Here is a 22,650-nt window from a genome sequence, read left to right as displayed (position 1 = left end):
AAAAGGCGTCAGAGGATAAACAGTAAATTGCTCAGGCTTAGCTTTAGCGTTGAATTGAATCTGCAACGCGCTGATTTGTGGCGTATAGGGCAAATTCTTACCGGTAGGATCTTGCCAATATTGGGTATGCATAAAATCCTGCTCGACCAGTTCTAGGCGTATTGACGCAGGCCAGTCGTTGGGCTTTGGGCTGTCTGCAAGAGGGTAATTCATTGCCGGTAAGGTAAATTTCAGGCTTTGTCCTTGTGGTTCTTTATCTCCACTGAATAATGACTGCACCTCATTAAGCTTTTCTCTCTTCTGAGGAGTGACTAAGTAACCCTGTGCTTTAAATGCATCATTTGCAGTAATCCTATAAACAGGGCAGAGTTCTTGGCCCTCTTCATTCTTCTTAACCTCCTTATACCACTCTTTAAAACCCTCTTTGGGCAAGCCAACCCATTGAGGAGTCATCGTGAGCGTTGCACTTTCAGTGCCATACCATTCCGGGGCAACCAAATTAAAACCAGCACCTAACGATGGCAATTGACCAAAGGGAAAACTGGCTGTATCCGTCTGTTCAATACCGCCGTCAGAGGCATAGTGCACATTACGGTTGCCGTTAATGCTGATCTCAATATCTTTAATCTTGGGCAGCACAGGTCCCTGAGCAGTGCCCAATTTAAGCACTGGTACAACCGGTGCATCAAATGTCATTCCATCAAGGTTGTCAGGAGGAGTGATAGGATCATCATTAGCTGATAAGCAAAGCATCAGATAATCGGTATCTTTTTCTTTTTTTACAGACAGAGAAAGCCAGTGATCTCCCGAGCTAATCTTAGCGGTGACGTGACAATCATTACCTGCCCACTTGTCTGCCAGTGTTATTTTAATACTTCTTTCTCCTGCCAGCATCGCAAATAGCGGCGAAGTGATCAGATAGCCGTAAAGAACCGGAACACCATTAAGCTTTGGGCTAAAAAGTTGAATACCGTTTTCAGGGAATACAATGTTATCTGCAAGATTTAATGGTATTGCCGATTTCCAGCCATCACCCTCTTTCCGACACCAACGTAAGTCGGTCAGTTCCCCTTGATTTGCCAATACATTCGACTCGGACACATACTGTAACGGATTTCCCGCACTATCATGTCCGGCATCAAAGCGGGTTCCTTTAGGAACAAGATATTCAATACGATCCGAATTCAGGGTAATACCTATCGCCACCTGATCCGCCTGAGCATCTCTCGGTTTCAAGCCCAATAATTCCCGATAATAAAGATTTCGATGCCGAGCCGGAAAGGTATTAAATAATGCTTTAGTCGTTTCTAATAGTTTTAAAAAAGCCAGTAAAAAAGCCTGATGAGCGGGTAAAAGACCATTTGCTTTATTCGCATTCTGGTAAATATTCGCTAATTCCTGAGGGTTATTTTTCTGAAAAAAATAGAAGCTACTCCAGAACTGTTTTTTCTCTTGATCGAAAGGGATTTTTTCAGCGTATTCTTTAAGCCAGTTTAAAATATCCAGTGTACTTCTTTCATCAAGTTTAAAATCAGTATCCGATACGATAGCGGCAAGTTTATTCGTTAATCCGGTCTGTTCCATATTTATACCACCTGTTATTTGAATATAACCTTAATATGTTTTCAGGAGATCGTTGTTATTTAAAAATAAGATTAGCGAGGTTATCTACCCGGCACTGACAGTATACTGACTGGCAATAAAACGGCCTTTTCCCATACTTGGGACTGTTACATCCGGTCCGGTCGATGGATTATTTGCCGGTTGTGACGGCGTAAAACGGGCAATAAATTGCTGCCCAACAACAATCATCGTGACAGGGCTACGGCAAAAGTTTACCTGCTGGCTGGTATCCAATTGAGCAATGGTGACCATGCCCATGCCGGGTATCGGGTGACTCGGGGTAATATACTGCGCTTGAAACTGTACCTTTTTTTCATCTCCCACAATCACGATCTTTTTTCCCCGGATTTGCACGTGCCCACTGCCCCTGATGGTTGCCAACCCCAAAATGATGACCTGCCGGTTGCCGAACAAGGGTTCGAATAGCAGGATGTCGCCATCAATAACCAGTTGTTTACTCATAAGATCACCCGTATCGGCCCTTCACCAATCTCAAGAATACCTTCAATTTGTTGGCTGATTTCGCTGCCCCTTAGGGCATAAGTCACCTGAACATGTAAGGTATTAAGCAAATCTGCTCCCTGACTCACCTGAATTTCAGTCACTGCTGCACGGGGTTCATAACGTAATACGCGTTCTTCAATACGCGTTTGAATCCGTGCCATCAATTCGTCACTGATATTTTCAAACATATAATCATTTAAGCCGCAACCGTAATCTTCACGCATAATCCGTTCACCAGGTTCAGTTAAAAAAAGAATTTTCATATTCTGGCGGACATGCTCTGCTCCTTCCGCCATTATTACGCCAGATTGTGTTTCAGAATGCGCATTATCTTTAATAGAAAATTGAGGCGGAAATGCCCAACCCCGACCATAAATATCAGCTAATATTTTATCTGCCATCTCACTACCCTATTATTGTGTTAAATTAATTTTTGCCCCTTTAATATCAACCCCAGATTTTCCAGCGGCTGACAGGGATTTATCGGCCTGGAGATTAATTTCCTGTGCATGAGTGATGAGATTTTTAGCGGAACTGATGGTGATATCTTTATCCTGTTGCAAAGATAATGTATTTTTTCCACTATTAAATGCGAGCGTCTTATCTTTATTATCGAATATGAGTGCTTGCTGATTCTCTCCTTGCTTAATCACTAACGTTTTCACCAGATTTTTTTCACTCGGTTCCAACGGCGGTTTATTTTTAGGGTTGTGCATAGATCCTAATATCACCGGAAAACGGGGGTCACATTCAAAGAAACCGATAATCACCTCATCCCCCGGTTCCGGGTAGAAACAAAATCCACTTTCATGGCTGGCATAAGGTTTACTTAAGCGGGCAAAAAGAGTGCCGTTGGTTAAGTTTAAAGCCGGTATTTTGACCGGAATACGGCCCAGCGATTGGCTGTCTTGGTGGTATTTTTCTACGATCCCGATATGCAGCTCTTTAACCTGAGGCACAACGTGTTCTACATCTGATTGCATACCTAAAGTTAACCGGGTACGCCAGCCTTGCCGCTGAGTGATAGTCTGCTTTACACCGGTAATAATCGCCTGACCATCCATCCCCTGACCAAAGCCAGTTAATGCCAAAACATCACCCGGTTTATAGCGATCATCACCTTCAACCTCAAAATTACCGGATATATTATGGCTTCGTCGGTTGCCTATGATGCCTTGAGCAAACTGCTTGGTTTGTTCATTATCCAATGGGTAGCTGAAAATCCATTGCCACTCTTGGCCGGTAAGCGGTTTCAGAATGTCCGCAGCAAGCTGACCGCGACCAAACCCGCTGTTCTTTGCCTGAATCGCCTGAGACAGCTTTTGTTGGGTAATATCCCAAGACTGTACACTTATCGTTTTGGGGCTGCGCTGATTATCCCATTGCAGATTAGCTTCAAACAGCACCACGTCCTGGTGGTTGCCGCGCTGACGAAGGGTATGTACAGTTGATTGATTCAGTGATTCCGGCGTTACCAACGTATTGGCGTCATTGCCGGGGAGTAGCCAAGTATTGGTAGCACTAAGCCGGCTTTTTAGAAAAGTCCAGTCATTACAGCGAAACTGCACCATCTGTTCATGCACCGTCTTAAGCTGAGGCGCTTGTTTTATCGCGACGGGCACACCAGCCTGACTGAATAGCTTCTTGATAATCGCCTCATCGCTCTGTTTACTGAATAGTTGCGAGTGGAAACTATGCGTTAATTTTTGCAGTGGATGTTTTGCCGTCAGAATCATCAGACTGTCCTGACCTTTAAGCCCCAAGGTCTGCCGAACGATGATCCCTTTAAACAACACATTTTTTTGGATCTGCACAATAAGCTCATGATTCGGACGACAACTTGCCAGTTCAGCCTGCGCCTTGGCATCAAAAATATGGCTGGTATCACCGATGATACCCAGAGTGATGTTAGCCGAAGGAATGCCATTGATAGAATAATTTACTGACAAACTGATGACAGTAAACTGATTGAGTACCTTGCCGCCTATCTTAATCGCTATTGTGGGTATCTTCATACCTCCCTCCGTGCTTGTAGCGTTTGTCCCGGAGTAAAATCATCAAGATTATCCAGACCGTTTTGCCAGGCAAGGGAGAGATAATCGATCCCCCCTGCGAGAGAAGCGCCAGCGCCCAGTGCAATCAATGGCAGGGAGAGCATATCGGTTACGTTAACCGCAGTAACCGGCGGTGACCTTAACTGTTGCTCGGTAGTCTGAATAACAAAGCTCTCATCCGCCACCAGAGATAAGGTGGCAGTGGCCCGCAACGGGGTAGCGTCCCGGTCAAACAAGGTGTAATGAATGCTGAGACCGGTGGCCCGGCAGGCAAAATAGCCTTTGTTTTCCCAGCGCATTTTCCCCCACTTGATTTTAAGAAAGTGAGAGACTTTGGTACCAGCATCAATGGCACAGAGCGTTTTCAGGATCGCCAGTTGGGTTTCTATCGGCGTAGTGTTGCCGGGCATGGATGCATCAAACAACAGATCTAATGACAAGCCAGCAGGTTGAGATGACACATAGTGGTTGCTTTGGTGGGTACTGGTAATACTTTCACCCTTTTTATAACTGGCTTGATAATCCAGTTGGATAGCATCAGGGTTATACATCATCTGTAAACTGCCTACCAAGGTTTTACCTTCCCGATCTTTAAAAGCCGTCAGCGTGAGTTTGGACAGACTACGTTCAATTAAGCTCATAATGGCCTCCTGTTTCCCGTAGTGCCTCTAACACCTCATGCTTTATCCTCTCAATCAGGCGAGCGTCGTCCAACGCTTCCTGCACTAATGTTCGCGGAGATGATAAATCACTCGCAGAATCGGTAACTTTAGCCTGAATAATCAGTTCCTTAATTTCTACAGTCATGCTTTCACTCCTAACCAGAGTATATCTTGATAACGTAACTCCAGAGAATTCACCAAAACAGCATTGCTATTGGCATCAAAGTTACCGGTAGACCAACGAACCGGTAACGCATTACTGATTGTCCAACTCGCCACGGGTAAAAAATTTTCATTCAGCAACATAATGACCACATCGGCATAAATCGCCTTTTCTCCGCGCAAGACATGATCAAATATCAGAGTGAGCGGTGTCACTGTCATAACACCACGTTCCAACACCAAACTACCGTGTTGGATCTTATCGGCCAGCCAGATATTTCTGGCATTTTCCCCGCCTTGATTGTGTTGAGTCGTTTGCAATTCACGGCTGAGACCTGATATCTGCTGAAAGGCAATATCAAATGGGCTGGGAATATTATTAAAAAGAAAACTGGCGATAAAACGGTGTGATACTGACGGGGTGTAGAGGTTATGCATATTTTGCCTCTGTTTATTAACTTAATTGGGTTGCGCCGGTACGAGTATCAAACGTTAAGTTCAGCTCAATAAATTCCGCCGGAATGAGCAGAGCCAGTTTGATTTTCATGATCATTTTCCCGGCCAGCACATCCGCTTCACTCATTGACTCGTCAACACCGAGTAATATGTCAAATGCCCACTCTTCCTGGGTACCTGACAGTCCACCTTTTAACCATAACTGATGCAGCCAGTTGTAGGTTTGGCCCTTAAGTTTCATCCAAGTGATCGGATTATTGGGTTCGAAAACAAAGGCCCGGCCCAGTCGGGTTATATGAGCTTCAATATAGGAGACCAGGCGGCGAATTTGGATATAGCGCCAAGGGGAATCAAGTGTGTTGTCCAAGGTTCGACATCCCCAGATTTTAATCCCTTTGCCAGGAAAACTGCGAATCAGATTCAGCGGGATGTCGTCATCCCGATTAAAGAGTGCATCAGCTTCAATAAAAGAGCGTATCGGGCTAACCACTTTGGCTAAAACCACATTAGCAGGGGCGGTCCATATGCCTTTCTGATTATCGTGATTCTGGATGATAGCAGCGACCGCCGCGGTAGGCGAAAGGATGATATGTTCACCACTTTCTTGGTATGCACTTTTCAGTCCCGGCCAGTATACCGCTCCCCATTGCCGATCATTTGAAGAAAATTGCGCTAAACATTTAGCAGCCAATGCTGGGTTATCAGGAGCATCCAGCAATCCCATGATGCCACGCCGACTTTTACAAAGATCAAACACTGACTGCCAGAACTGTAACCAAAGATCTACGGTGGCGCCAAACTCCCCCTCCTGATTAAAGCGGACAATATCAGGGACCACAATCAGTGTGATAGTAATCTCTGCGGCAATAGCCTGTTTAATCCATTCCTGTTGTAGCGTAGTGATCAATGACTGAAAATCTTTTAATTGCTCATCAGGCCCCAGTGGCAGGACATAGGCTTGCTGACCCCCATTTTCAAAAAAGTGGCGCACGGAGTAGTACATTAATCCTGACTCTCTAAATTTCAGGGTAAAATTGGTCAGGCTGTTTATTTTTACGGCGGTTCTATCACTGATGTGGTTGTTTTTAGCAGGTTGAATACAACCAATAAAAACCGGTACACCGATAAATGCATCATCCTGCTTCTGGGATATCAGGTTTTCCGTTACTATGACACCCGGCTGTTTAATCGCCATTGTCGTTTCCTCAACAAAACAGGCGCGGCAAACCGCGCCTCAGTATGATTACTGTGCTACTTTTTGCGAAAATTTCAGGATGATAAATTCAGCCGGACGTACTGCCGCCATACCCACTTTGACGATCATTTTTCCCTGCTTAATATCGTCGTCAGATATAGTGACACCTAGGCCAATTTGGACAAAATAGGCTTCTTGGGGACTACTGCCGACCAGCGCCCCTTGTTGCCAGAGTTGATGGAGATAGTTGTCAATGGCTGACCGCACCCGCTCCCAGGTTGGTTGGCTATTGGGTTCAAAAACAGCAAATCGCATTGCCTGTTTGATATCCCGTTCTGCTGCATTAAATAAACGCCGTACCGGAATATAGCGCCAGTTATCATCATCTTTCAGGGTTCGTGCGCCCCAAATCAGTGTGCCTTTGCCAGTAAAGTGACGAATGACATTAATACCCACTTTATTCATCGTGCTTTGATCGTTGTCGGTAATGACCTCAACAGGTTTCGCATTATTTAATGCGACATTGGCTGGCGCTTTCCATACCCCCCGACTGGCATCGGTTGCCGCATAGGCACCCGCGACTGCGGCACTTGGGGGTAAAATGATTTTAGTCGCTTTAAATACGTCATCGACAGCTTTTTTAGCTTTAACATATTCCTCTGGTGAAGCTGTTTTCAATGTTTCCAGATTAGCTGATGGATCCTCATAACCACTCAGAGCAATATCAGCATCCGCTGGCTGGTTATAAGTAAAAGAGGTCTCTAAATCAGGATAATAAACAGCGGTTTTATCCGGCTGTGTAGTTGGTTTATCTTCCCCACCTGTACTATCAGCAATCAGGAAATAACCCACTTTGTTTTTTAACAAAGAATTTACTCCACTGTAAACCTCCTGTTTTTGACTAGGTGCTAACGTTTTATCCGTTTCAGGGCATAGCAGTAAGGTGATCTCCTGCTGTTTTTCTATCAAGTCCGGCAGAGTTGCTAATTCATATTTTACAGCCTCAGCAGTCTTTACTGCTTTAGCAGCTTTTACTTTCGGAATATCAGTTGTCGCTGCCGCTACCAATGGCAGCAAATAACAAACACCACCGCCATTACTAAAATAATGCTGCACAGCAAAAGCACTGAAAGAAGCGATCTGGACAGTGGCAACATAGGTATAGGTTTTTTTAACTTCCTTATCCACTAAGATACCACTACCAATTTTAGCATTTTTCTGACTGTTTTTTAGTGGCTTAGCAACAGTCTCTGCGCTTATTTCTGCCTTTTCTTCTGCTTTTTCTTCTGCTTTTTCCTCCGTCTTTTCCTCTGCCTTTTCTTCTGTAGCCTGTATTGACACGATAAAAGATGAAGATAATGAAAACTGCGAGATAAAATCTAACCAACTGGTAATTTTAATACAGCTACTCTGTTTTATTTGGCTACCGTCTTTTTTAAAAAACTTACCAATGAAAACCGGAATAGCCGTTGGGCTGGTGCTAATTGATAACGATAGCGAAGCATCTTCCTCAATATAAACACCGGGTGTAGTATATGCGTCAGACGGCATTATGACTTCCTCATTCAATTTAGATGATTAGCAACTATTAAGCAGGCTACAATTATTTATCGGGCTTGCCCAATTGACTGGCTAAACTGCAAAATAACAAATTCAGCTGGACGAACAGCAGCCATACCAATTTTGACAATCATTTTGCCCTGTTTAATATCGTCATCAGTCATGGTGGTACCCTTACCGATTTGAACAAAATAAGCCTGTTCAGCTTTATTTCCCATCAATCCGCCTTGTTGCCAAAGGGAATAAAGATAATTATCAATAGCCCGACGCACTGCTTCCCAAGTAGGTTGGCTGTTAGGTTCAAAGACCGCAAAACTCATGGCATTTTTAATGTCCCGCTCTGCGCTGTTAAACAGGCGGCGAACCGGGATATAGCGCCAATTATCACTGTCCTCAAGCGTACGGGCTCCCCAAACCAATGTGCCGCTCTTAGGAAAGGTGCGGATCATATTCAGCGCCTTTCCTCGGTTATATTCCCCTTGCAGATCGTCAGTTACCAGATATTTAGGTTGTAATCCACCTTGAATAGCCACGTTAGCCGGTGCTTGCCAAACACCCCGACTGTTATCGACACTAGCATAGATACCCGCCATCACTGCACTGGGAGGAATATCAACTTTGGCTTTTTTATCTCCCCATTCAGCGGTCAGCCAAGGATAATAAACCGCGCCATAAGGAGTAGAGGCATAAGATTCGAGGAGTTCGTCTGGTTTTTGCTCCGAAGTTATTTGATCTTCTGGGCCATCAAAAATGGCGAATAATCCTTTGCCCGTTTTACACAGTTTTCCCGTCACCTCATTGATATCTTCTCCAGCGGCAACCAGCAATGTGACATCGTCAAGCTTTGGAACTTGTTTTTCTAAATCTGTGGCTTTGACGAGATAGCAATATCCACCGCCGTTAATAAAATAGGCGCGCAGTGAAATATCAAGCTTATCACCAGAATTAAATGACCTGCCTTTTAGTGTCAGATATTCCAACCAGCTATTAACTCGAAGAGAGGTACCAGCTGATACAAATGAATTGTGATCTTCAACAGCAAAAACAGGTACCGCCGTTGCACTTGAACGAATAGAGAGTGCCAATGAGGCATCTTCTTCAATATAGACACCCGGATAAGTTGTAACAGTTGTCATAATATTAGCCTTTAAAAACCACTGAATTGACATGCCAAGCTATTCGTGGCACTAAACAGTGTATTAATGGAATTCAACAGTAACCCGATCGGCCTTCAAACTGATTTCCTGCACCGCAACCTCATTACTGGAAGCATCAAAGCTGGGCGCGGTTAATTTTTCTGGAAAAGCATTAGAAATATTCCAGGTAATTAACAAACTTGAACCGGTTTCATCAGTCAAGCTGATAGAAATATCTTTCTTTTCTATCTGATTAAGAGAAATAGAATTAATCCAATCGTATAATTTAGATTGCCCTTTAAAAATACCGCGTTTCAAGGTAATCGTTGGCCTCTGACGCTGACCAGGCATTTGTAACCAGTTACCAATTCCATCACGATATTCAATTGTGTCATGGCTGATATCTAATCCCGATACGCTTTGGAAAGACATTTGTTCATCACCGACAGTAACGACAAAACGGTAAGTGGGAATTGGGTATTGAACAGCAATTTGCTCGGCAGTTGTAGACATTGTTATTTCCTTCTAAGGAGTTTATTACATTTAATAAGCTGGGTTAGAATACTCATCATTATCATTTTAGGTACGCTACCGCCCTTAGGTATCATGCCTAATTCTGGTATATTCGCCTGGATTTATATTCATATATCCACCTCCTCATTAAAGAATGAGGTGATCTAACGACTACTGACCAATGACTAACTCAGTTAATACGTGATAAACATCACGTTGGAATTAGTCATGGCTAAATAATCACGCAATCACACTTAAATAAAAGTTAAAAATAAAAATTAATTATTTTAATTTCTATTTTTCTCCATTAATTCAATATCATAACAAAATACCACTCAGTTTATTGGGTTATTATTCATGACGACTTATTCACTCATTAATCCATAAAAAGCTCTTATCTATAGTATGAATTATAAAAACCCCTCTGTTTCCAAAGTAAATAGATAACTCATCATTAAATATAAATAAAACTGATAAATAAATAATTATCATTAATTTTATTTCTTAATAAGAAACAGAAAAATAACCCACATGAAAAAATAAAATAAAAAAATTTAAATCATTTATTTTCTTGCATTACTCATGCAGAAATTATATAAATTTTAACAGGCATAAGCCTATTTGAGCTCTCCTAGCTATGACGAATAGACAAACACTAAACAGAGGCAGAGAATGCGTTATGCTGAAAATAACTAGAGATGTTTATTTAGACTGTGACTTAAACAAAATAATCCATGGTAAAAATATATTTGTCATTACGGAAAAAGAGAAACGCCTGCTACTCGCACTGTGGGAACATGCATCGCAAGGGAATACGTTAAACCGGGAACAGCTAATCCCTTTGGTTTGGCCTGAACGCAAAAATGGTGTAGCAGAAACCAATCTGCTGCAATTGATCTGTAAATTACGCCGAACACTACGCTATTGTGACCTGGGTGAAGCAATCCATACCGTATACCGACAAGGCTATCGTTTTATCCTGCCATTTCAGGATAATGAACAAGATGATAATCAGTCAAAAAATACCCAATTATCCACGCCCACTGATACAACTCCAAAGCCGTCTTATTCGCGTTTCACCAGACTTGTTATTATGTTCATTACGGCAAGTCTCTGGCTATCGACTATCCTATATACCGCCCCTTTTCTGGCTAAGAAATAATGATGATTTTTATTTGCAGATCGGTTACTTCTCCGTCAATGGAGATAAATTAAAGTTATCAACTCTCCTCCGCGGCTCACTCCAATAATTGATGAGCCGCTTTAATAAGAAAAGATCATGACTCATCATTATGAGAAAACACTCCCACCATAATAGCATTGAGGTTATTTGTTTTTTCATTGATGTCATTCCTTCGTCATTAAATAGAGTACTGCGCTACCCTCAGATAATTGATTAATGACGATATGGTCGCTATTTGTCAGGTGAATTGCTTCAGTCAGCATAGCTGATGTCAAAAATACAGACAGCGGCCCCGACTGACCAAAAGAGTGATCAATTAAATGAATCGGGTTCTCCGGGGAGAAACTGAGCGAATTATCATAACTGTAAATCATCAGCTCAGTCCGCACTTTATCAGTGATACCCGTTACCCAGAGGTGTTTCATGTTCTTTTTATCAATACGGTTATATTCAAACAATACATGCAAATCTTTTATTATTTCTCCCGGTAACGAAGGTAAAGGCCACCCCATGCCAGCAAGGATGTTTAACTTATTTTGAATAGCAAATTTTGTGGATGAGAATAGTTGAGCAGAAACAAATTCACTGTACGCCTTTCTGTCATCCTTGGCAGGCCAAAGCTGCAATGCGATAACCATTATCAGCCCCTCAAAAGCCGCCTCATTATATAACTTATCGATCTCATCCCGATTCGCTATGTGTACCCGTTGTACTTTCCAGCGTTGGCCGATCAATTCCTGATAGCGAGACAAATCTATAGAAGGGGATTCTGCGAGATAAACCTTACGTAAAAGATAGCGATAACCCGGGCATTGTTTCTCAAAATCCTGATCTATTTTATCCAATAATGGCGGGATATCTCTTGATGGCGAAAATAGCGCACGCTCTCTATGAGGAAAAGCAGGAATATCTTTCAATATCGCCTAATAGTGATGCCATGCCTTGCTGTTCAGGCGTCAAAATAATATTACTGACCACATCTGCTATTGCTACCATTGGAAGCGAGTTTCAGCACTGGCCTCTTCCCAGGCACATGCTGCCACACAATATCGCTCATAGCGGTTCAGCACCACGCCGAATAACATCAGCCATACAAGAAAGGAAGGTAAGCTGCTATAAAGCGCCGCGTGAACGAAATCGGTCGTGTCTTTTAGAAAAGCATAAACGAGTGTGCCGGCAACCAGTATTAAAAGCAAAATGATAAACCATAATTTATAGCGCAAAGGCGCTACTCTATAAGACCTCGCATTAAGAATAGGAAAAAAATGCTAAGACAACTTATCTCCACCAGCCTGATTTTTAGTTTACTGTCAACTGCTGCATTAGCAGCGAAACCTCGAAACTATCTCTACACTTCATCTGATGACCTCAACCAGCTACATGAATTGCTGGAACGTCAGGACATCGATGGTGTACAAATTGTTTATAACTGGAAACAACTGGAGAGTGCGCCGGGAAAATATGATTTTTCCGCGATCGAAAAAGATCTCGCATTGCTTAGTAAAATCCAAAAGAAGTTGTTTATCCAGATTCAGGATCGCTTTTTTGAGAAAGATGCCCGCTATATCCCGTTTTATCTTCAACAGAGCTCGAAATATCAAGGTGGTTTAGTTGCACAAGTTGATAATCCCGGTGAAGGTAAAGCGCAAGGTTATGGCTGGGTTGCTATTCAGTGGAATACCGATCTGCGCAAACGCTATCAGAATCTCCTTTCTGCATTAGCAAAAGAGTTTGATGGCCGTATTACCGGCATTAATCTGCCAGAAACCGCCATTGATATTGACATGAAGCACGACACAACCGGTTTTAGTTGCGACCACTATTTTGCCGCTGAACTTGATAACATTAAATTTGCCCGCCAGGTATTCAAAAAATCCTACGTGGTGCAATACGTTAACTTCTGGCCATGCGAATGGAATAATGATCACCAATACATGTCCCGCCTATTTAATTTCGCGTCAAAAAATAAGATCGGCCTGGGTGGCCCCGATATCGTGCCATATCAATCCGCACAGATGAAAAACGCCTATCCCTTTTTCAACCGTTACAAAGGCAAGCTAGATTTGGTCGCAATGGCGGTCCAGGAACCGACTCTGACCTACACTAACCCAAAAACCAAGAAACCCTTCACTCAGGAGGAGTTTGCTGATTTCGCTGAAAACTACCTGGGGGCGAACATCATTTTTTGGAGTACGGCAACGCCGTGGCTAAAACAATAAGACAAGGTTGTGGTAAACGCGCCAGAGGGTAAGTATCACCAGGAACGTCCCTGAAAGCCTGAAGCCGGGAGAACCCCGGCTTAGAAATCATGTATCACCCATCTCAATGAATACATGGTACTCACATGCAGGATGCTTTGCACTTCGAGCAAGGTTCGAATTAAGCAAAGCAAAATAACAACGTAGTGCTTGCAGCGTGTTAGTCCAAAAGGCGAGGAAACAGTCTATCTTTCCCTACTACCATGAAAAATTATTCCGGGTATAACAAAAAATAACAAATATAAATTTATCATCTGGGTACAGTGAAAACTTTCTATCGTCATCTCCGCAAAACAACAACGCGGAGCTTACAATAATCTACTCCGCGTAAAATAAATTTAACTCATATCATTTACTGAATCGATAAAACGATTAAGTACACTTGAATGTGATTTAGACTTATAAATATAACATTGGTTTGCTGTACCCGGTTTTTCAATAGGAACAAAACTTAAAGCATCACCTCCTTCCAATTCATCAGGATGAGAATCTGTAATGAAAATATAGTCTCTTGAATAAATGAAATTCATGCAGCACCCCATATTATCCATCTGACGCATATTCACTTTCCCACCACTTTGAATAACTTCTTCTTCCAGATTTTTAATGAAACTGCTTTTATAAAGTACAGGATCACACAACCAAGTATTATTTTTTAGCAATTGCATCACATCACCACCAGCAATATCCAATAACTCTTTTCGGCAGCAAATTCCCAATTCTGGTCCTTTTATTTTACGAATAAGACTAAAACGGTCACTTAGTATCTTTTCTGAGCTCATAATGAGCGTGTTGCCGTCGTAATCCACTATTTCTTCAATGTTATCATAACTAAACCGGAATATATTTACTTGGGAGCTATTTCTGTCAGCTGCCTTATATAAATAAATTAGGTGTTTGTTTTTCCCCCAATCGTAATAAATATTAACTATGTTACATATACTACCACTGATATGTTTTTTAGTTATTTCTTTTTCTTGTAAATAAAGATCTTTAAGATCATTATATAATTCTAAACCATCTTTAGTCAGACTCATCCCAAATTTCTCCCTTTTGAAAAGGCGCTTCCCTAATGTTGCTTCGAAGTCTTTGATTGATTTAGCTACTGGAGGAGTTGTTCGGTTCATCACTCTTGCCGCTTTACTTAAAGAACCATTTTCCACCACTGCCATGAATGCTTCTAATTTACGAGAAAAAAACATAATTCACCGTTCCTATATAACTTGTGGCTAAAATAATTTCTTTGAAATAGCCTTCACCAAATGACAGATAAATCAGTTCGATACTGTGAAGGCGTAAATTTTGTACAAAAAAACAAATACTTCTCAAACATATACCACATAAAAAAAGCTTATGTTCAATACATAGGTGGCTCAATAAACTCTATTTATTCATGTTTATCATGGTTCAAAAATTAATCTCAACCAATCAACCATTAGAAAATATAAACATTACTAACGAGCTCAATTTTCTATCAAAGATTAGGATAGGGTTCTACATTTTTCAGTAATCAATTTTTGTAACACTAGAGATAAAAACGGTCTAACCTCAGTGTTTTCTCACCATAAATTATTATATTTTTCACAATTAATTATAATATTAGGGTTCCGTTACTATTTCGTCCTGACCATTGTCAATAGTTACTTTTTAAGATCCATCTGTTATTATTGTTCTTGTGTCTTTTTACTGGATGGCTGTAAAAGATGAAATTGATCTCTTTTAATATTAATGGATTACGTGCCCGCCCCCATCAGTTAGCTGCGATCGTCGAGCAACATCAACCCGATGTTATCGGCCTACAGGAAACAAAAGTCCATGATGAGGCGTTTCCTTTAGAAGAAGTTAGGAAGCTTGGCTATCATGTGTTTTATTACGGTCAGAAAGCCCATTACGGCGTTGCACTGTTAACACGTCAGGCTCCTCTTACTGTGCGCCATGGTTTTCCCGGGGACGATGAAGATGCTCAACGCCGTATTATCATGGCAGATATGGAAACCCCACACGGGCTATTGACAGTCATTAATGGTTATTTTCCACAGGGAGAAAGCCGTGACCATCCAGTGAAATTTCCTGCAAAAGAGAAATTTTATCAGGACCTGCAAAGCTATCTGGAACAAAATTTATCGCCTCAATCACAAGTGATTATTATGGGGGATATGAATATCAGTCCGACGGATCTGGATATCGGCATTGGAGAGAACAACCAAAAACGCTGGTTAAAAACAGGTAAATGTTCTTTCCTGCCAGAAGAGAGAGATTGGATGGATCGCCTGAAAAGTTGGGGTCTGGTCGATACATTCAGGAATATGAATCCTGAATGTATCGACCAATTTTCCTGGTTTGATTATCGATCAAAAGGGTTTGATGATAATCGCGGGCTACGTATAGATTTACTTCTTGCCAGTAAGCCCTTGATGGAGCGCTGTATTGCGACAGGTATTGATTATAAAATCCGTGAAATGGAAAAACCGTCAGATCATGCGCCTGTCTGGGTAGAATTTGAAATGTGATATTCTGTTAACGCCGAATATCAATCATTTCCTTTAAAATAACGTAGCAACTGCGCCCTACGGCGCAATTGCTTTAGCGTTTTTTGTCGATTTTGTTTTTTTCCCTTTTTTCTCTTTAATCGGAACCGGGGGCAAATCACGAAAAGCTTTTAAGTTACGGTTCTGTTTAGCCTGCCAAATTAATTGCTGCAATGTCTCCTCAAGTGGCCCCATGAAATCTTGATAGCGGAACTGTTTTTCGCTGATTTGCGTTAATCGGGACTCCCAGTGGGCTGTCATATCCGGTAAAGCAGCCATATCAGGTAATACATGAATGAGTGCCCTACCCGCAGGCGTTGCATGAATATGACGCCCTTTTTTATAAAGAAACTCCCGTTTAAACAACAGTTCGATAATGCCGGCACGTGTTGCTTCAGTACCCAGCCCATCCGTTGCGCGAAGGACTTTCTTCAATTCCTTATCCTGCACAAAACGGGCAATCCCCGTCATAGCAGAAAGGATAGTTGCATCAGTAAATGGCTTTGGTGGTTGAGTTTGGCGTTCTACCACCTCTCCTCTTTCACACAATAATTCATCACCCTTAGCAACAACCGGTAATGGCGTTCCATCATTTTCTTCATCACGCTCTTTATTGCCAAGCAATGTTCTCCAACCTGCCTCAGCAAGAAAACGCGCTTTAGCAATAAATTTTCCACCGGCAATTTCCAATTCAATAATACATTTGCGGAATATGGCATCTGGGAAAAATTGCATCAAATATTGTCTGGCAATCAAACCATAAATATTAGCCTCGTTGTCTGTCAGATTTATATGGTTACTTCGTGCCGTAGGAATAATTGCATGGTGGGCATCAACCTTTTTATCATCCCAACAACGATTCTTTCTGTCGGTTTCCAGTAATGCTTGTGGCAACAAATTGGTTGTATGAACAGAGATTGCATTAAGCACCGCATGGCGCCCTGCAAAATGTTCTTCGGGCAAATAACGGCAATCAGAACGGGGATAAGTAATCAGTTTATGCGTTTCATACAATCGCTGGCAAATATCCAACACTTGCTGTGCATTCAGGCCAAAACGTTTAGCAGCTTCAATCTGTAACGAAGATAATGAAAACGGCAAAGGAGCAACTTCAGATTCCCGCTTATCCTGATAAGATGTCACATAGGCCGGCTGGCCGGTGATTCTGGCAACAACATGCTCAGCCAGAGGCCGATGTATCAATCGCCCTTCGTCATCCAGAAAATCAATACAAGATTCACTTGGCTGCCAGAGAGCGGTAAAACGCTCATCCTTTGGCGTAACAATATGGGCTTTCACCTCAAAGAAATCTTTTGGTACGAAATGTTCAATCTCTTCATCCCGGCGAACAACTAACCCCAAAACCGGTGTCTGAACCCGCCCGACAGATAATACGCCCTGGTACCCCGCATTGCGTCCAAGCAAGGTATAAGCCCGGGTCATGTTAATACCATACAACCAATCAGCCCTGGCTCTGGCGAGAGCGGAAACACATAGCGGAATAAAATCCCGGTTATCCCTTAACCTATCAATAGCTCTGGTAACCGCTTGTGGATTTAGATCACTTATCAGGCAACGGCGAACTTTTTTTCGCTTTTCACCATCCAATTTCAAAAAATCCAGAACCTCATCCACCAGCAATTGCCCTTCACGATCCGGGTCACCCGCATGTACCACTTCATCTGCTTTTCCCAGCAACTCCCGGATGATGTTGAGCTGTTTCGCCACAGAAGGCCGCGGTTTTAGCTGCCATTTTTCCGGAATGATGGGAAGATCAGCCAGTGACCAACGGGCAAAGCGACTGTCATAAGCATCAGGTTCCGCCTGTTCCAGCAAGTGCCCAACACACCAGGTCACAAACTGGTTATTTCCACAAGCAATAAAGCCATCACCACGGCGATGCGGTTTCGGTAAAACATCAGCAATCGCCCTGGCCAGGCTTGGTTTTTCTGCAATAAAAAGCTGCATGGATATTATTCATTAACCTCAATCAGCACTCTGCCTGACTGTTGCTCAGACAACTCACCCATTGCTGTCAGTTCAATGCCATGACATCGTGCAATCACTTTCACTTCATCTACCGCTTCTGGCAGAACGGCCAGCAGCAGGCCGCCTGATGTTTGCGGATCACATAACAGGTTACGCTGAAGCGCTGTCATTTCACCAATAAGATGACCATAACTGTCAAAATTACGCCCAGTGCCCCCCGGAACACACCCCTTTTCAATATAGGATCCCACTTCCGGTAGTTTAGGAATTTTTGCAAAACGGAGAGTTGCCCGGACACCCGATCCTTGACAAATTTCACTCAAATGCCCTAACAAACCAAACCCGGTCACATCAGTCATTGCTGTAACACCCGCAATTTCGGCAAGATCAGACCCCAGTTTATTTAAGCGACACATGGTTGCTGTCGCGACGCCCTGATGCTCAGGCAACAACAGGCTTTTTTTCTCCGCCGTGGTCAATACCCCAATGCCAAGCGGCTTTGTCAGAAATAGCTGGCTACCAGCTTTTGCTGTACTGTTCCGTTTCACCCGATCAATATTAACGATACCGGTTACAGCCAGACCAAAAATAGGCTCAGGTGCATCAATAGAGTGTCCTCCAGCCAGTGAAATTCCCGCGTCTTTACAAGCAGCCCGACCACCTTCAATCACCTTGCGGGCAATTTCCGGCGCCAGTTTATCCATCGGCCATCCCAGGATCGCTATCGCCATAATGGGCTTACCGCCCATGGCATAAATATCGCTGATAGCATTTGTCGCGGCAATCCGTCCAAAATCAAACGGATCATCAACGATCGGCATGAAGAAATCTGTCGTACTGATGATGCCCGTACCATTGCCAATATCATAAACCGCAGCATCATCACGCGTTTCATTACCCACCAGTAAGTGAGGATCAAGAAATTTTTCCTGCTCACTATGCAGAATGGTTTCCAGAACTTTCGGTGAAATTTTACAGCCGCATCCAGCACCGTGGCTGTACTGGGTAAGACGAACTTCTGTTGACATAACAGACTCCGGTCAGAAGTAGCTGACAAAATTAGTCATATCCGGCGTGGCAACTTTGCCTGGCGCTTTCAAAACAGGCGTTCCAAGGTAGAGAAAACCTACTACCTTGTCATGCTCATTACAACCCAGACCAGTACGCACCGTATCATCATCAGTCCATGAACCTGTACGCCAGATACCACCAAACCCTTGCGCCACCGCAGCCATCTGCATCGCGTGCACAGCGCAGCCGGCAGAAACCACTTGTTCCCATTCCGGTATCTTGGAATTCTCCATTACCTTTGCAATAACCGCGATAATTAATGGTGCACGATAAGGCGCACTTTTGGCTTTTTCTTCCGCTTCAACCCCCAGATTACTGTCAACGGCAGCCTGGTGGAGTAATTGGCTAAACCGATCAATACCCTCATCCTGCATGACAATAAAGCGCCACGGCCGTAAGGCGCCATGATCAGGCACTCTCATACCCGCGGCCAGAATATTCTGTAATGCTTCACCTTGAGGCGCAGATGTCGTTAAACGTGATGCTGAACGTCGGTTCAACAAGAGTTCTAATGCATTCATATTTTTTCTCCTGAATAAGTTATTTTGTTATAAGCTAACATTTTCTGTTTATTTGTTAACGAATAAAAGCCCAAAAGCGGCCTTTTCGGACAATTTGACACTATTTGAAGCTGACATTTATATGTCTGGTCATTAGGATAGCCCTACTTGATCCTATCTTTGGAGATGATATGCGTATTTTATGGAAGTGGGTCGCAAGATTATTTAAATGGAGTTGGCGACTGCTGAATTTTGTTCGGGAAGTCATTTCAAACCTGATTTTTATCCTGCTCATCTTGGTGATTGTTGGGGGCTTTATGCTTTATCAACAGCCCAATAAAACGGTGGATAGTTATCAGGGAGCATTATATGTCAATCTCACCGGTGTTGTTGTGGATCAGGTTTCCAGCCGTAACCCATTGAATCAATTAGGACGTGAACTGTTTGGTTCATCCGGCAATAAATTACAGGAAAATTCTCTGTTTGATATTGTTGATACCATTCGCCTGGCAAAAACCGATGACAAAATCACGGGTCTGGTGTTGAAACTTGACGATTTCATCGGCGCTGACCAGCCATCTATGCAGTATATCGGTAAAGCGATTAATGAGTTTAAAACCTCAGGCAAACCCGTCTACGCGATCAGTGATAATTACAACCAGCCGCAATATTATCTGGCCACTTTCGCCGATAAAATTTATCTGTCACCACAAGGTGCAGTTGGTCTTTATGGCTATTCGACCAATAACCTCTATTACAAATCCCTGCTGGATTCGCTGAAAGTCACCACACATATTTTCCGGGTCGGGACGTATAAATCAGCCGTCGAGCCGGTTATGCGTGATGATATGTCTCCGGCAGCACGGGAAGCTGACAGCCGTTGGGTCAACGGTCTTTGGCAAAACTACCTCAATACTATCGCCGCTAACCGCAAACTTTCTGTTCATCAAGTATTCCCAGGCGCGGATGAGATGATTGCCGGCCTGCGTGCTGTCGGCGGAGACAATGCCCAATATGCACTTAAACGCAAACTGGTCGATTATGTCGCCCCACGCAATATCATTGAAAGTGAGATGACAAAAGCCTTTGGTTGGGATGAAAAAAACCAACATTTCAATGCCATCAGTATTTATGATTACGCGCCACAATTGCTGGCAAACAAATCACCATCCAAAGGCAATATTGCCGTTATCATAGCGCAGGGCGCGATCGTTGATGGGCAACAGGTTCCAGGAATGGTTGGTGGTGATACAACCGCCGCTCAAATCCGTCAAGCGCGTTTAGATAATAATATCAAAGCCGTTATTCTGCGAGTAAACAGTCCTGGCGGCAGTGTTAGCGCTTCCGATGTTATCCGCACTGAGCTGGCCGCTCTGCGTGCAGCGAATAAACCGATCGTTGTTTCTATGGGTGGAATGGCTGCATCCGGTGGCTACTGGATCTCTACCCCTGCGAATTACATTATCGCAAACCAAAGTACGTTGACCGGTTCTATTGGTATCTTCGGCGTCATTACCACTTATGAAAACAGTCTGGATCATATTGGTATCCACACTGACGGCATTTCCACGACACCACTAGCGGGTATTTCTGTCACTAAAGGGCTCAGTAAAGAGTTCTCAGAGCTGATACAGCTTAATATTGAGAGCGGCTATAAGAACTTTATCGGCCTTGTTGCTGACTCACGCAATAAGACATCAGAAGAGGTCGATAAAATTGCTCAAGGGCATGTGTGGATTGGAAATGATGCTAAAACCAATGGATTGGTCGACCAATTAGGTGATTTCGACGACGCAGTTGCCAAAGCGGCTGAATTAGCAAAACTGGATAATCCAGAACTTGACTGGATGCAGCCGGAAATGTCATTCAGTGAGTTGCTGATGAGCCAGTTGACGACAACCGCTCAAGCGATTGTACCGGAAGCAATTCAGGCATGGTTGCCTGCGCCACTGACGCAGGTCGCGCAAGCAGTAAAACAGCAAGCTGAGTTTTATCGCCATTTGAATGATCCACAAAATCGTTATGCGTTCTGTTTAAACTGCGGAGATATTCGCTAAAAAACCATAATAATGCATAATATTAGCAGAAACATGCCGTTAGAATCCCCCGGTATGATTCTGGTGATAACTTAATTAATGATGTTTTTAGCCTGACAGATACCCTGTCAGGCTTTTTTTATTTTGTAATACTCCTATAATCCAGCTGATCTTTTTAGGAGGCACAGTCATGCAGAAGAAATCTATTTATGTCGTCTATACCGGCGGAACCATTGGGATGCAACGCTCATCTCAGGGATATATTCCCGTTTCCGGGCATTTACAGCGCCAACTCACCAAGATGCCCGAATTCCACCGGTCTGAAATGCCGACATTCACCCTCCGTGAACATCAACCACTGATTGATTCTTCTGATATGACGCCAGAAGACTGGCAACTTATCGCTGATGATATCCGGCAAAATTACGATGATTATGATGGTTTCGTGATCCTGCATGGCACGGACACGATGGCATTTACCGCATCCGCTCTCTCTTTTATGTTTGAGAATCTGGGTAAGCCGGTAATTGTGACAGGATCGCAAATTCCACTGGAAGCACTGCGTTCTGACGGGCAGACAAACTTGCTGAATGCGCTTTACCTTGCTGCTAACTACCCGGTTAACGAGGTCAGTCTGTTTTTCAATAATAAATTGTTCCGTGGGAACCGGACGGTCAAAGCACATGCAGACGGTTTTGATGCTTTTGCCTCACCAAACTGTTCCCCATTGATGGAAGCAGGTATTAACATCAAAACCTTCAATGCATGTCCGGCCCCTGCCAACCATGACGAATTTATCACTCATCAGATCACCCCTCAGCCCATTGGCGTGATAACCATTTATCCCGGCCTTTCCAGTCAGGTTGTGAATAATATTTTAATGCAACCGGTTAAAGCCTTAATCCTGCGCTCATATGGCGTCGGCAACGCGCCACAACATCCTGAATTATTGAAAGAGCTAAAACAGACAACAGAGAGAGGGATTGTGGTTGTCAATCTGACTCAGTGCATTTCTGGCAGGGTAAACATGGATGGTTACGCAACCGGTCATGCTCTGGCTGAAGCCGGTGTTATCAGTGGCTACGATATGACCTTTGAAGCCACTTTAACTAAGTTGCACTATTTACTCAGTCAACCCTATAGCAGTGAAAAAATTCGTTATTTAATGCAACAAAATTTACGTGGTGAATTAAGTTATGCCGACAAATAATCCGAGAAAG

General features: G+C 43.1%; 21 protein-coding genes and 1 pseudogene. 5 read left to right on the top strand and 17 right to left on the bottom strand.

The window, feature by feature from the left end; translation table 11 throughout:
• From PTE_RS18870 to PTE_RS18820, 11 genes and pseudogenes are all read right to left on the bottom strand, one after another.
• Positions 1 to 1,584 (bottom strand): annotated as a pseudogene (locus tag PTE_RS18870) (hypothetical protein); the annotation flags it as partial.
• Between the two features lie 84 nt (positions 1,585 to 1,668).
• Positions 1,669 to 2,085, bottom strand: a complete 417-nt coding sequence (locus PTE_RS18865; protein ID WP_036849566.1) for a hypothetical protein — start codon at positions 2,083 to 2,085, stop codon at positions 1,669 to 1,671.
• Positions 2,082 to 2,528: a GPW/gp25 family protein gene (locus tag PTE_RS18860; RefSeq protein ID WP_036849565.1), complete on the bottom strand. Its 447-nt coding sequence runs from the start codon at positions 2,526 to 2,528 to the stop codon at positions 2,082 to 2,084. The genes PTE_RS18865 and PTE_RS18860 overlap by 4 nt, the downstream gene beginning before the upstream one ends.
• 12 nt (positions 2,529 to 2,540) lie before the next feature.
• The gene (locus PTE_RS18855) at positions 2,541 to 4,142 is read right to left on the bottom strand and encodes a phage baseplate assembly protein V (RefSeq protein ID WP_036849564.1); all 1,602 of its coding nucleotides are present in this window, start codon (positions 4,140 to 4,142) and stop codon (positions 2,541 to 2,543) included.
• Entirely contained in the window at positions 4,139 to 4,822 is a 684-nt protein-coding gene (locus tag PTE_RS18850) for a CIS tube protein (RefSeq protein WP_036849563.1), read from the bottom strand. The genes PTE_RS18855 and PTE_RS18850 overlap by 4 nt, the downstream gene beginning before the upstream one ends.
• On the bottom strand, positions 4,809 to 4,988 hold the full coding sequence (locus PTE_RS18845; RefSeq protein ID WP_021325530.1) for a DUF5908 family protein: 180 nt from the start codon (positions 4,986 to 4,988) through the stop codon (positions 4,809 to 4,811). The genes PTE_RS18850 and PTE_RS18845 overlap by 14 nt, the downstream gene beginning before the upstream one ends.
• Entirely contained in the window at positions 4,985 to 5,443 is a 459-nt protein-coding gene (locus PTE_RS18840) for a phage tail protein (RefSeq protein WP_036849562.1), read from the bottom strand. Before PTE_RS18840 ends, PTE_RS18845 begins: the two co-directional genes overlap by 4 nt.
• A 16-nt stretch (positions 5,444 to 5,459) precedes the next feature.
• Positions 5,460 to 6,656, bottom strand: a complete 1,197-nt coding sequence (locus PTE_RS18835; protein WP_036849561.1) for a phage tail sheath family protein — start codon at positions 6,654 to 6,656, stop codon at positions 5,460 to 5,462.
• Between the two features lie 48 nt (positions 6,657 to 6,704).
• Positions 6,705 to 8,207 (bottom strand): phage tail sheath family protein, encoded by a 1,503-nt coding sequence (locus PTE_RS18830; RefSeq protein ID WP_036849560.1) that lies wholly within the window; start codon positions 8,205 to 8,207, stop codon positions 6,705 to 6,707.
• 56 nt (positions 8,208 to 8,263) lie between these two features.
• The gene (locus PTE_RS18825) at positions 8,264 to 9,352 is read right to left on the bottom strand and encodes a phage tail sheath family protein (RefSeq protein WP_036849559.1); all 1,089 of its coding nucleotides are present in this window, start codon (positions 9,350 to 9,352) and stop codon (positions 8,264 to 8,266) included.
• Positions 9,353 to 9,415: 63 nt separating this feature from the next.
• A complete protein-coding gene (locus tag PTE_RS18820; RefSeq protein ID WP_036849558.1) occupies positions 9,416 to 9,865 on the bottom strand; it encodes a phage tail protein in 450 nt (149 codons plus the stop codon).
• Positions 9,866 to 10,544: 679 nt separating this feature from the next.
• Here PTE_RS18820 and PTE_RS18815 point away from each other — a divergent pair.
• Positions 10,545 to 11,027, top strand: a complete 483-nt coding sequence (locus tag PTE_RS18815; protein WP_239002282.1) for a winged helix-turn-helix domain-containing protein — start codon at positions 10,545 to 10,547, stop codon at positions 11,025 to 11,027.
• A 185-nt stretch (positions 11,028 to 11,212) separates the two neighbouring features.
• Here PTE_RS18815 and PTE_RS18810 read toward each other — a convergent pair whose 3' ends face one another.
• Positions 11,213 to 11,965, bottom strand: coding sequence for a hypothetical protein (locus PTE_RS18810; RefSeq protein ID WP_241826098.1), 753 nt, complete (start codon positions 11,963 to 11,965; stop codon positions 11,213 to 11,215).
• 72 nt (positions 11,966 to 12,037) lie between these two features.
• A complete protein-coding gene (locus tag PTE_RS26650; protein ID WP_241826097.1) occupies positions 12,038 to 12,244 on the bottom strand; it encodes a hypothetical protein in 207 nt (68 codons plus the stop codon).
• A gap of 69 nt (positions 12,245 to 12,313) precedes the next feature.
• On the opposite strand from PTE_RS26650, the gene PTE_RS18805 reads away from it, so the two are divergent.
• Positions 12,314 to 13,267, top strand: coding sequence for a hypothetical protein (locus PTE_RS18805; RefSeq protein ID WP_036849557.1), 954 nt, complete (start codon positions 12,314 to 12,316; stop codon positions 13,265 to 13,267).
• Between the two features lie 377 nt (positions 13,268 to 13,644).
• Here the strand turns inward: PTE_RS18805 and PTE_RS18800 are convergent, their stop codons facing one another.
• Positions 13,645 to 14,508: a helix-turn-helix domain-containing protein gene (locus PTE_RS18800; RefSeq protein ID WP_036849556.1), complete on the bottom strand. Its 864-nt coding sequence runs from the start codon at positions 14,506 to 14,508 to the stop codon at positions 13,645 to 13,647.
• A 501-nt stretch (positions 14,509 to 15,009) separates the two neighbouring features.
• Between PTE_RS18800 and xthA the strand changes: the two genes are divergently transcribed.
• Positions 15,010 to 15,816 carry an exodeoxyribonuclease III gene (gene xthA, locus PTE_RS18795; RefSeq protein WP_036849555.1) on the top strand — a complete coding sequence of 269 codons (807 nt, stop codon included), beginning with the start codon at positions 15,010 to 15,012 and terminating at the stop codon, positions 15,814 to 15,816.
• Between the two features lie 57 nt (positions 15,817 to 15,873).
• Here the strand turns inward: xthA and PTE_RS18790 are convergent, their stop codons facing one another.
• From PTE_RS18790 to PTE_RS18780, 3 genes are read right to left on the bottom strand one after another with little or no spacing between them, the layout of a single operon-like run.
• Positions 15,874 to 17,802, bottom strand: coding sequence for a DNA topoisomerase III (locus PTE_RS18790; protein WP_036849554.1), 1,929 nt, complete (start codon positions 17,800 to 17,802; stop codon positions 15,874 to 15,876).
• A gap of 5 nt (positions 17,803 to 17,807) precedes the next feature.
• The gene (selD, locus tag PTE_RS18785; RefSeq protein ID WP_036849553.1) at positions 17,808 to 18,851 is read right to left on the bottom strand and encodes a selenide, water dikinase SelD; all 1,044 of its coding nucleotides are present in this window, start codon (positions 18,849 to 18,851) and stop codon (positions 17,808 to 17,810) included.
• A 12-nt stretch (positions 18,852 to 18,863) separates the two neighbouring features.
• Positions 18,864 to 19,415, bottom strand: a complete 552-nt coding sequence (locus tag PTE_RS18780; protein ID WP_036849552.1) for an NAD(P)H nitroreductase — start codon at positions 19,413 to 19,415, stop codon at positions 18,864 to 18,866.
• A gap of 170 nt (positions 19,416 to 19,585) precedes the next feature.
• Here PTE_RS18780 and sppA point away from each other — a divergent pair, with 170 nt between their 5' ends.
• The gene (sppA, locus tag PTE_RS18775) at positions 19,586 to 21,451 is read left to right on the top strand and encodes a signal peptide peptidase SppA (protein WP_036849551.1); all 1,866 of its coding nucleotides are present in this window, start codon (positions 19,586 to 19,588) and stop codon (positions 21,449 to 21,451) included.
• Positions 21,452 to 21,620: 169 nt separating this feature from the next.
• Positions 21,621 to 22,640 carry an asparaginase gene (gene ansA, locus PTE_RS18770; RefSeq protein WP_036849550.1) on the top strand — a complete coding sequence of 340 codons (1,020 nt, stop codon included), beginning with the start codon at positions 21,621 to 21,623 and terminating at the stop codon, positions 22,638 to 22,640.
• Positions 22,641 to 22,650 lie beyond the last annotated feature (10 nt).

The sequence above is a fragment of the Photorhabdus khanii NC19 genome (genome assembly GCF_000517265.1).
GTDB classification, from domain to species: domain Bacteria; phylum Pseudomonadota; class Gammaproteobacteria; order Enterobacterales; family Enterobacteriaceae; genus Photorhabdus; species Photorhabdus khanii.
The sequence above is the reverse complement of the archived record's forward strand: the minus strand, read 5'-3'. Positions and strand labels throughout refer to the sequence as shown.

Bases quoted from the DNA above. Each gene is read 5' to 3' on its own strand.
- PTE_RS18865 (WP_036849566.1), bottom strand. From the start codon at position 2,085: ATGAGTAAACAACTGGTTATTGATGGCGACATCCTGCTATTCGAACCC.
- PTE_RS18860 (WP_036849565.1), bottom strand. From the start codon at position 2,528: ATGGCAGATAAAATATTAGCTGATATTTATGGTCGGGGTTGGGCATTT.
- PTE_RS18855 (WP_036849564.1), bottom strand. From the start codon at position 4,142: ATGAAGATACCCACAATAGCGATTAAGATAGGCGGCAAGGTACTCAAT.
- PTE_RS18850 (WP_036849563.1), bottom strand. From the start codon at position 4,822: ATGAGCTTAATTGAACGTAGTCTGTCCAAACTCACGCTGACGGCTTTT.
- PTE_RS18845 (WP_021325530.1), bottom strand. From the start codon at position 4,988: ATGACTGTAGAAATTAAGGAACTGATTATTCAGGCTAAAGTTACCGAT.
- PTE_RS18840 (WP_036849562.1), bottom strand. From the start codon at position 5,443: ATGCATAACCTCTACACCCCGTCAGTATCACACCGTTTTATCGCCAGT.
- PTE_RS18835 (WP_036849561.1), bottom strand. From the start codon at position 6,656: ATGGCGATTAAACAGCCGGGTGTCATAGTAACGGAAAACCTGATATCC.
- PTE_RS18830 (WP_036849560.1), bottom strand. From the start codon at position 8,207: ATGCCGTCTGACGCATATACTACACCCGGTGTTTATATTGAGGAAGAT.
- PTE_RS18825 (WP_036849559.1), bottom strand. From the start codon at position 9,352: ATGACAACTGTTACAACTTATCCGGGTGTCTATATTGAAGAAGATGCC.
- PTE_RS18820 (WP_036849558.1), bottom strand. From the start codon at position 9,865: ATGTCTACAACTGCCGAGCAAATTGCTGTTCAATACCCAATTCCCACT.
- PTE_RS18815 (WP_239002282.1), top strand. From the start codon at position 10,545: ATGCTGAAAATAACTAGAGATGTTTATTTAGACTGTGACTTAAACAAA.
- PTE_RS18805 (WP_036849557.1), top strand. From the start codon at position 12,314: ATGCTAAGACAACTTATCTCCACCAGCCTGATTTTTAGTTTACTGTCA.
- PTE_RS18800 (WP_036849556.1), bottom strand. From the start codon at position 14,508: ATGTTTTTTTCTCGTAAATTAGAAGCATTCATGGCAGTGGTGGAAAAT.
- xthA (WP_036849555.1), top strand. From the start codon at position 15,010: ATGAAATTGATCTCTTTTAATATTAATGGATTACGTGCCCGCCCCCAT.
- PTE_RS18790 (WP_036849554.1), bottom strand. From the start codon at position 17,802: ATGCAGCTTTTTATTGCAGAAAAACCAAGCCTGGCCAGGGCGATTGCT.
- selD (WP_036849553.1), bottom strand. From the start codon at position 18,851: ATGTCAACAGAAGTTCGTCTTACCCAGTACAGCCACGGTGCTGGATGC.
- PTE_RS18780 (WP_036849552.1), bottom strand. From the start codon at position 19,415: ATGAATGCATTAGAACTCTTGTTGAACCGACGTTCAGCATCACGTTTA.
- sppA (WP_036849551.1), top strand. From the start codon at position 19,586: ATGCGTATTTTATGGAAGTGGGTCGCAAGATTATTTAAATGGAGTTGG.
- ansA (WP_036849550.1), top strand. From the start codon at position 21,621: ATGCAGAAGAAATCTATTTATGTCGTCTATACCGGCGGAACCATTGGG.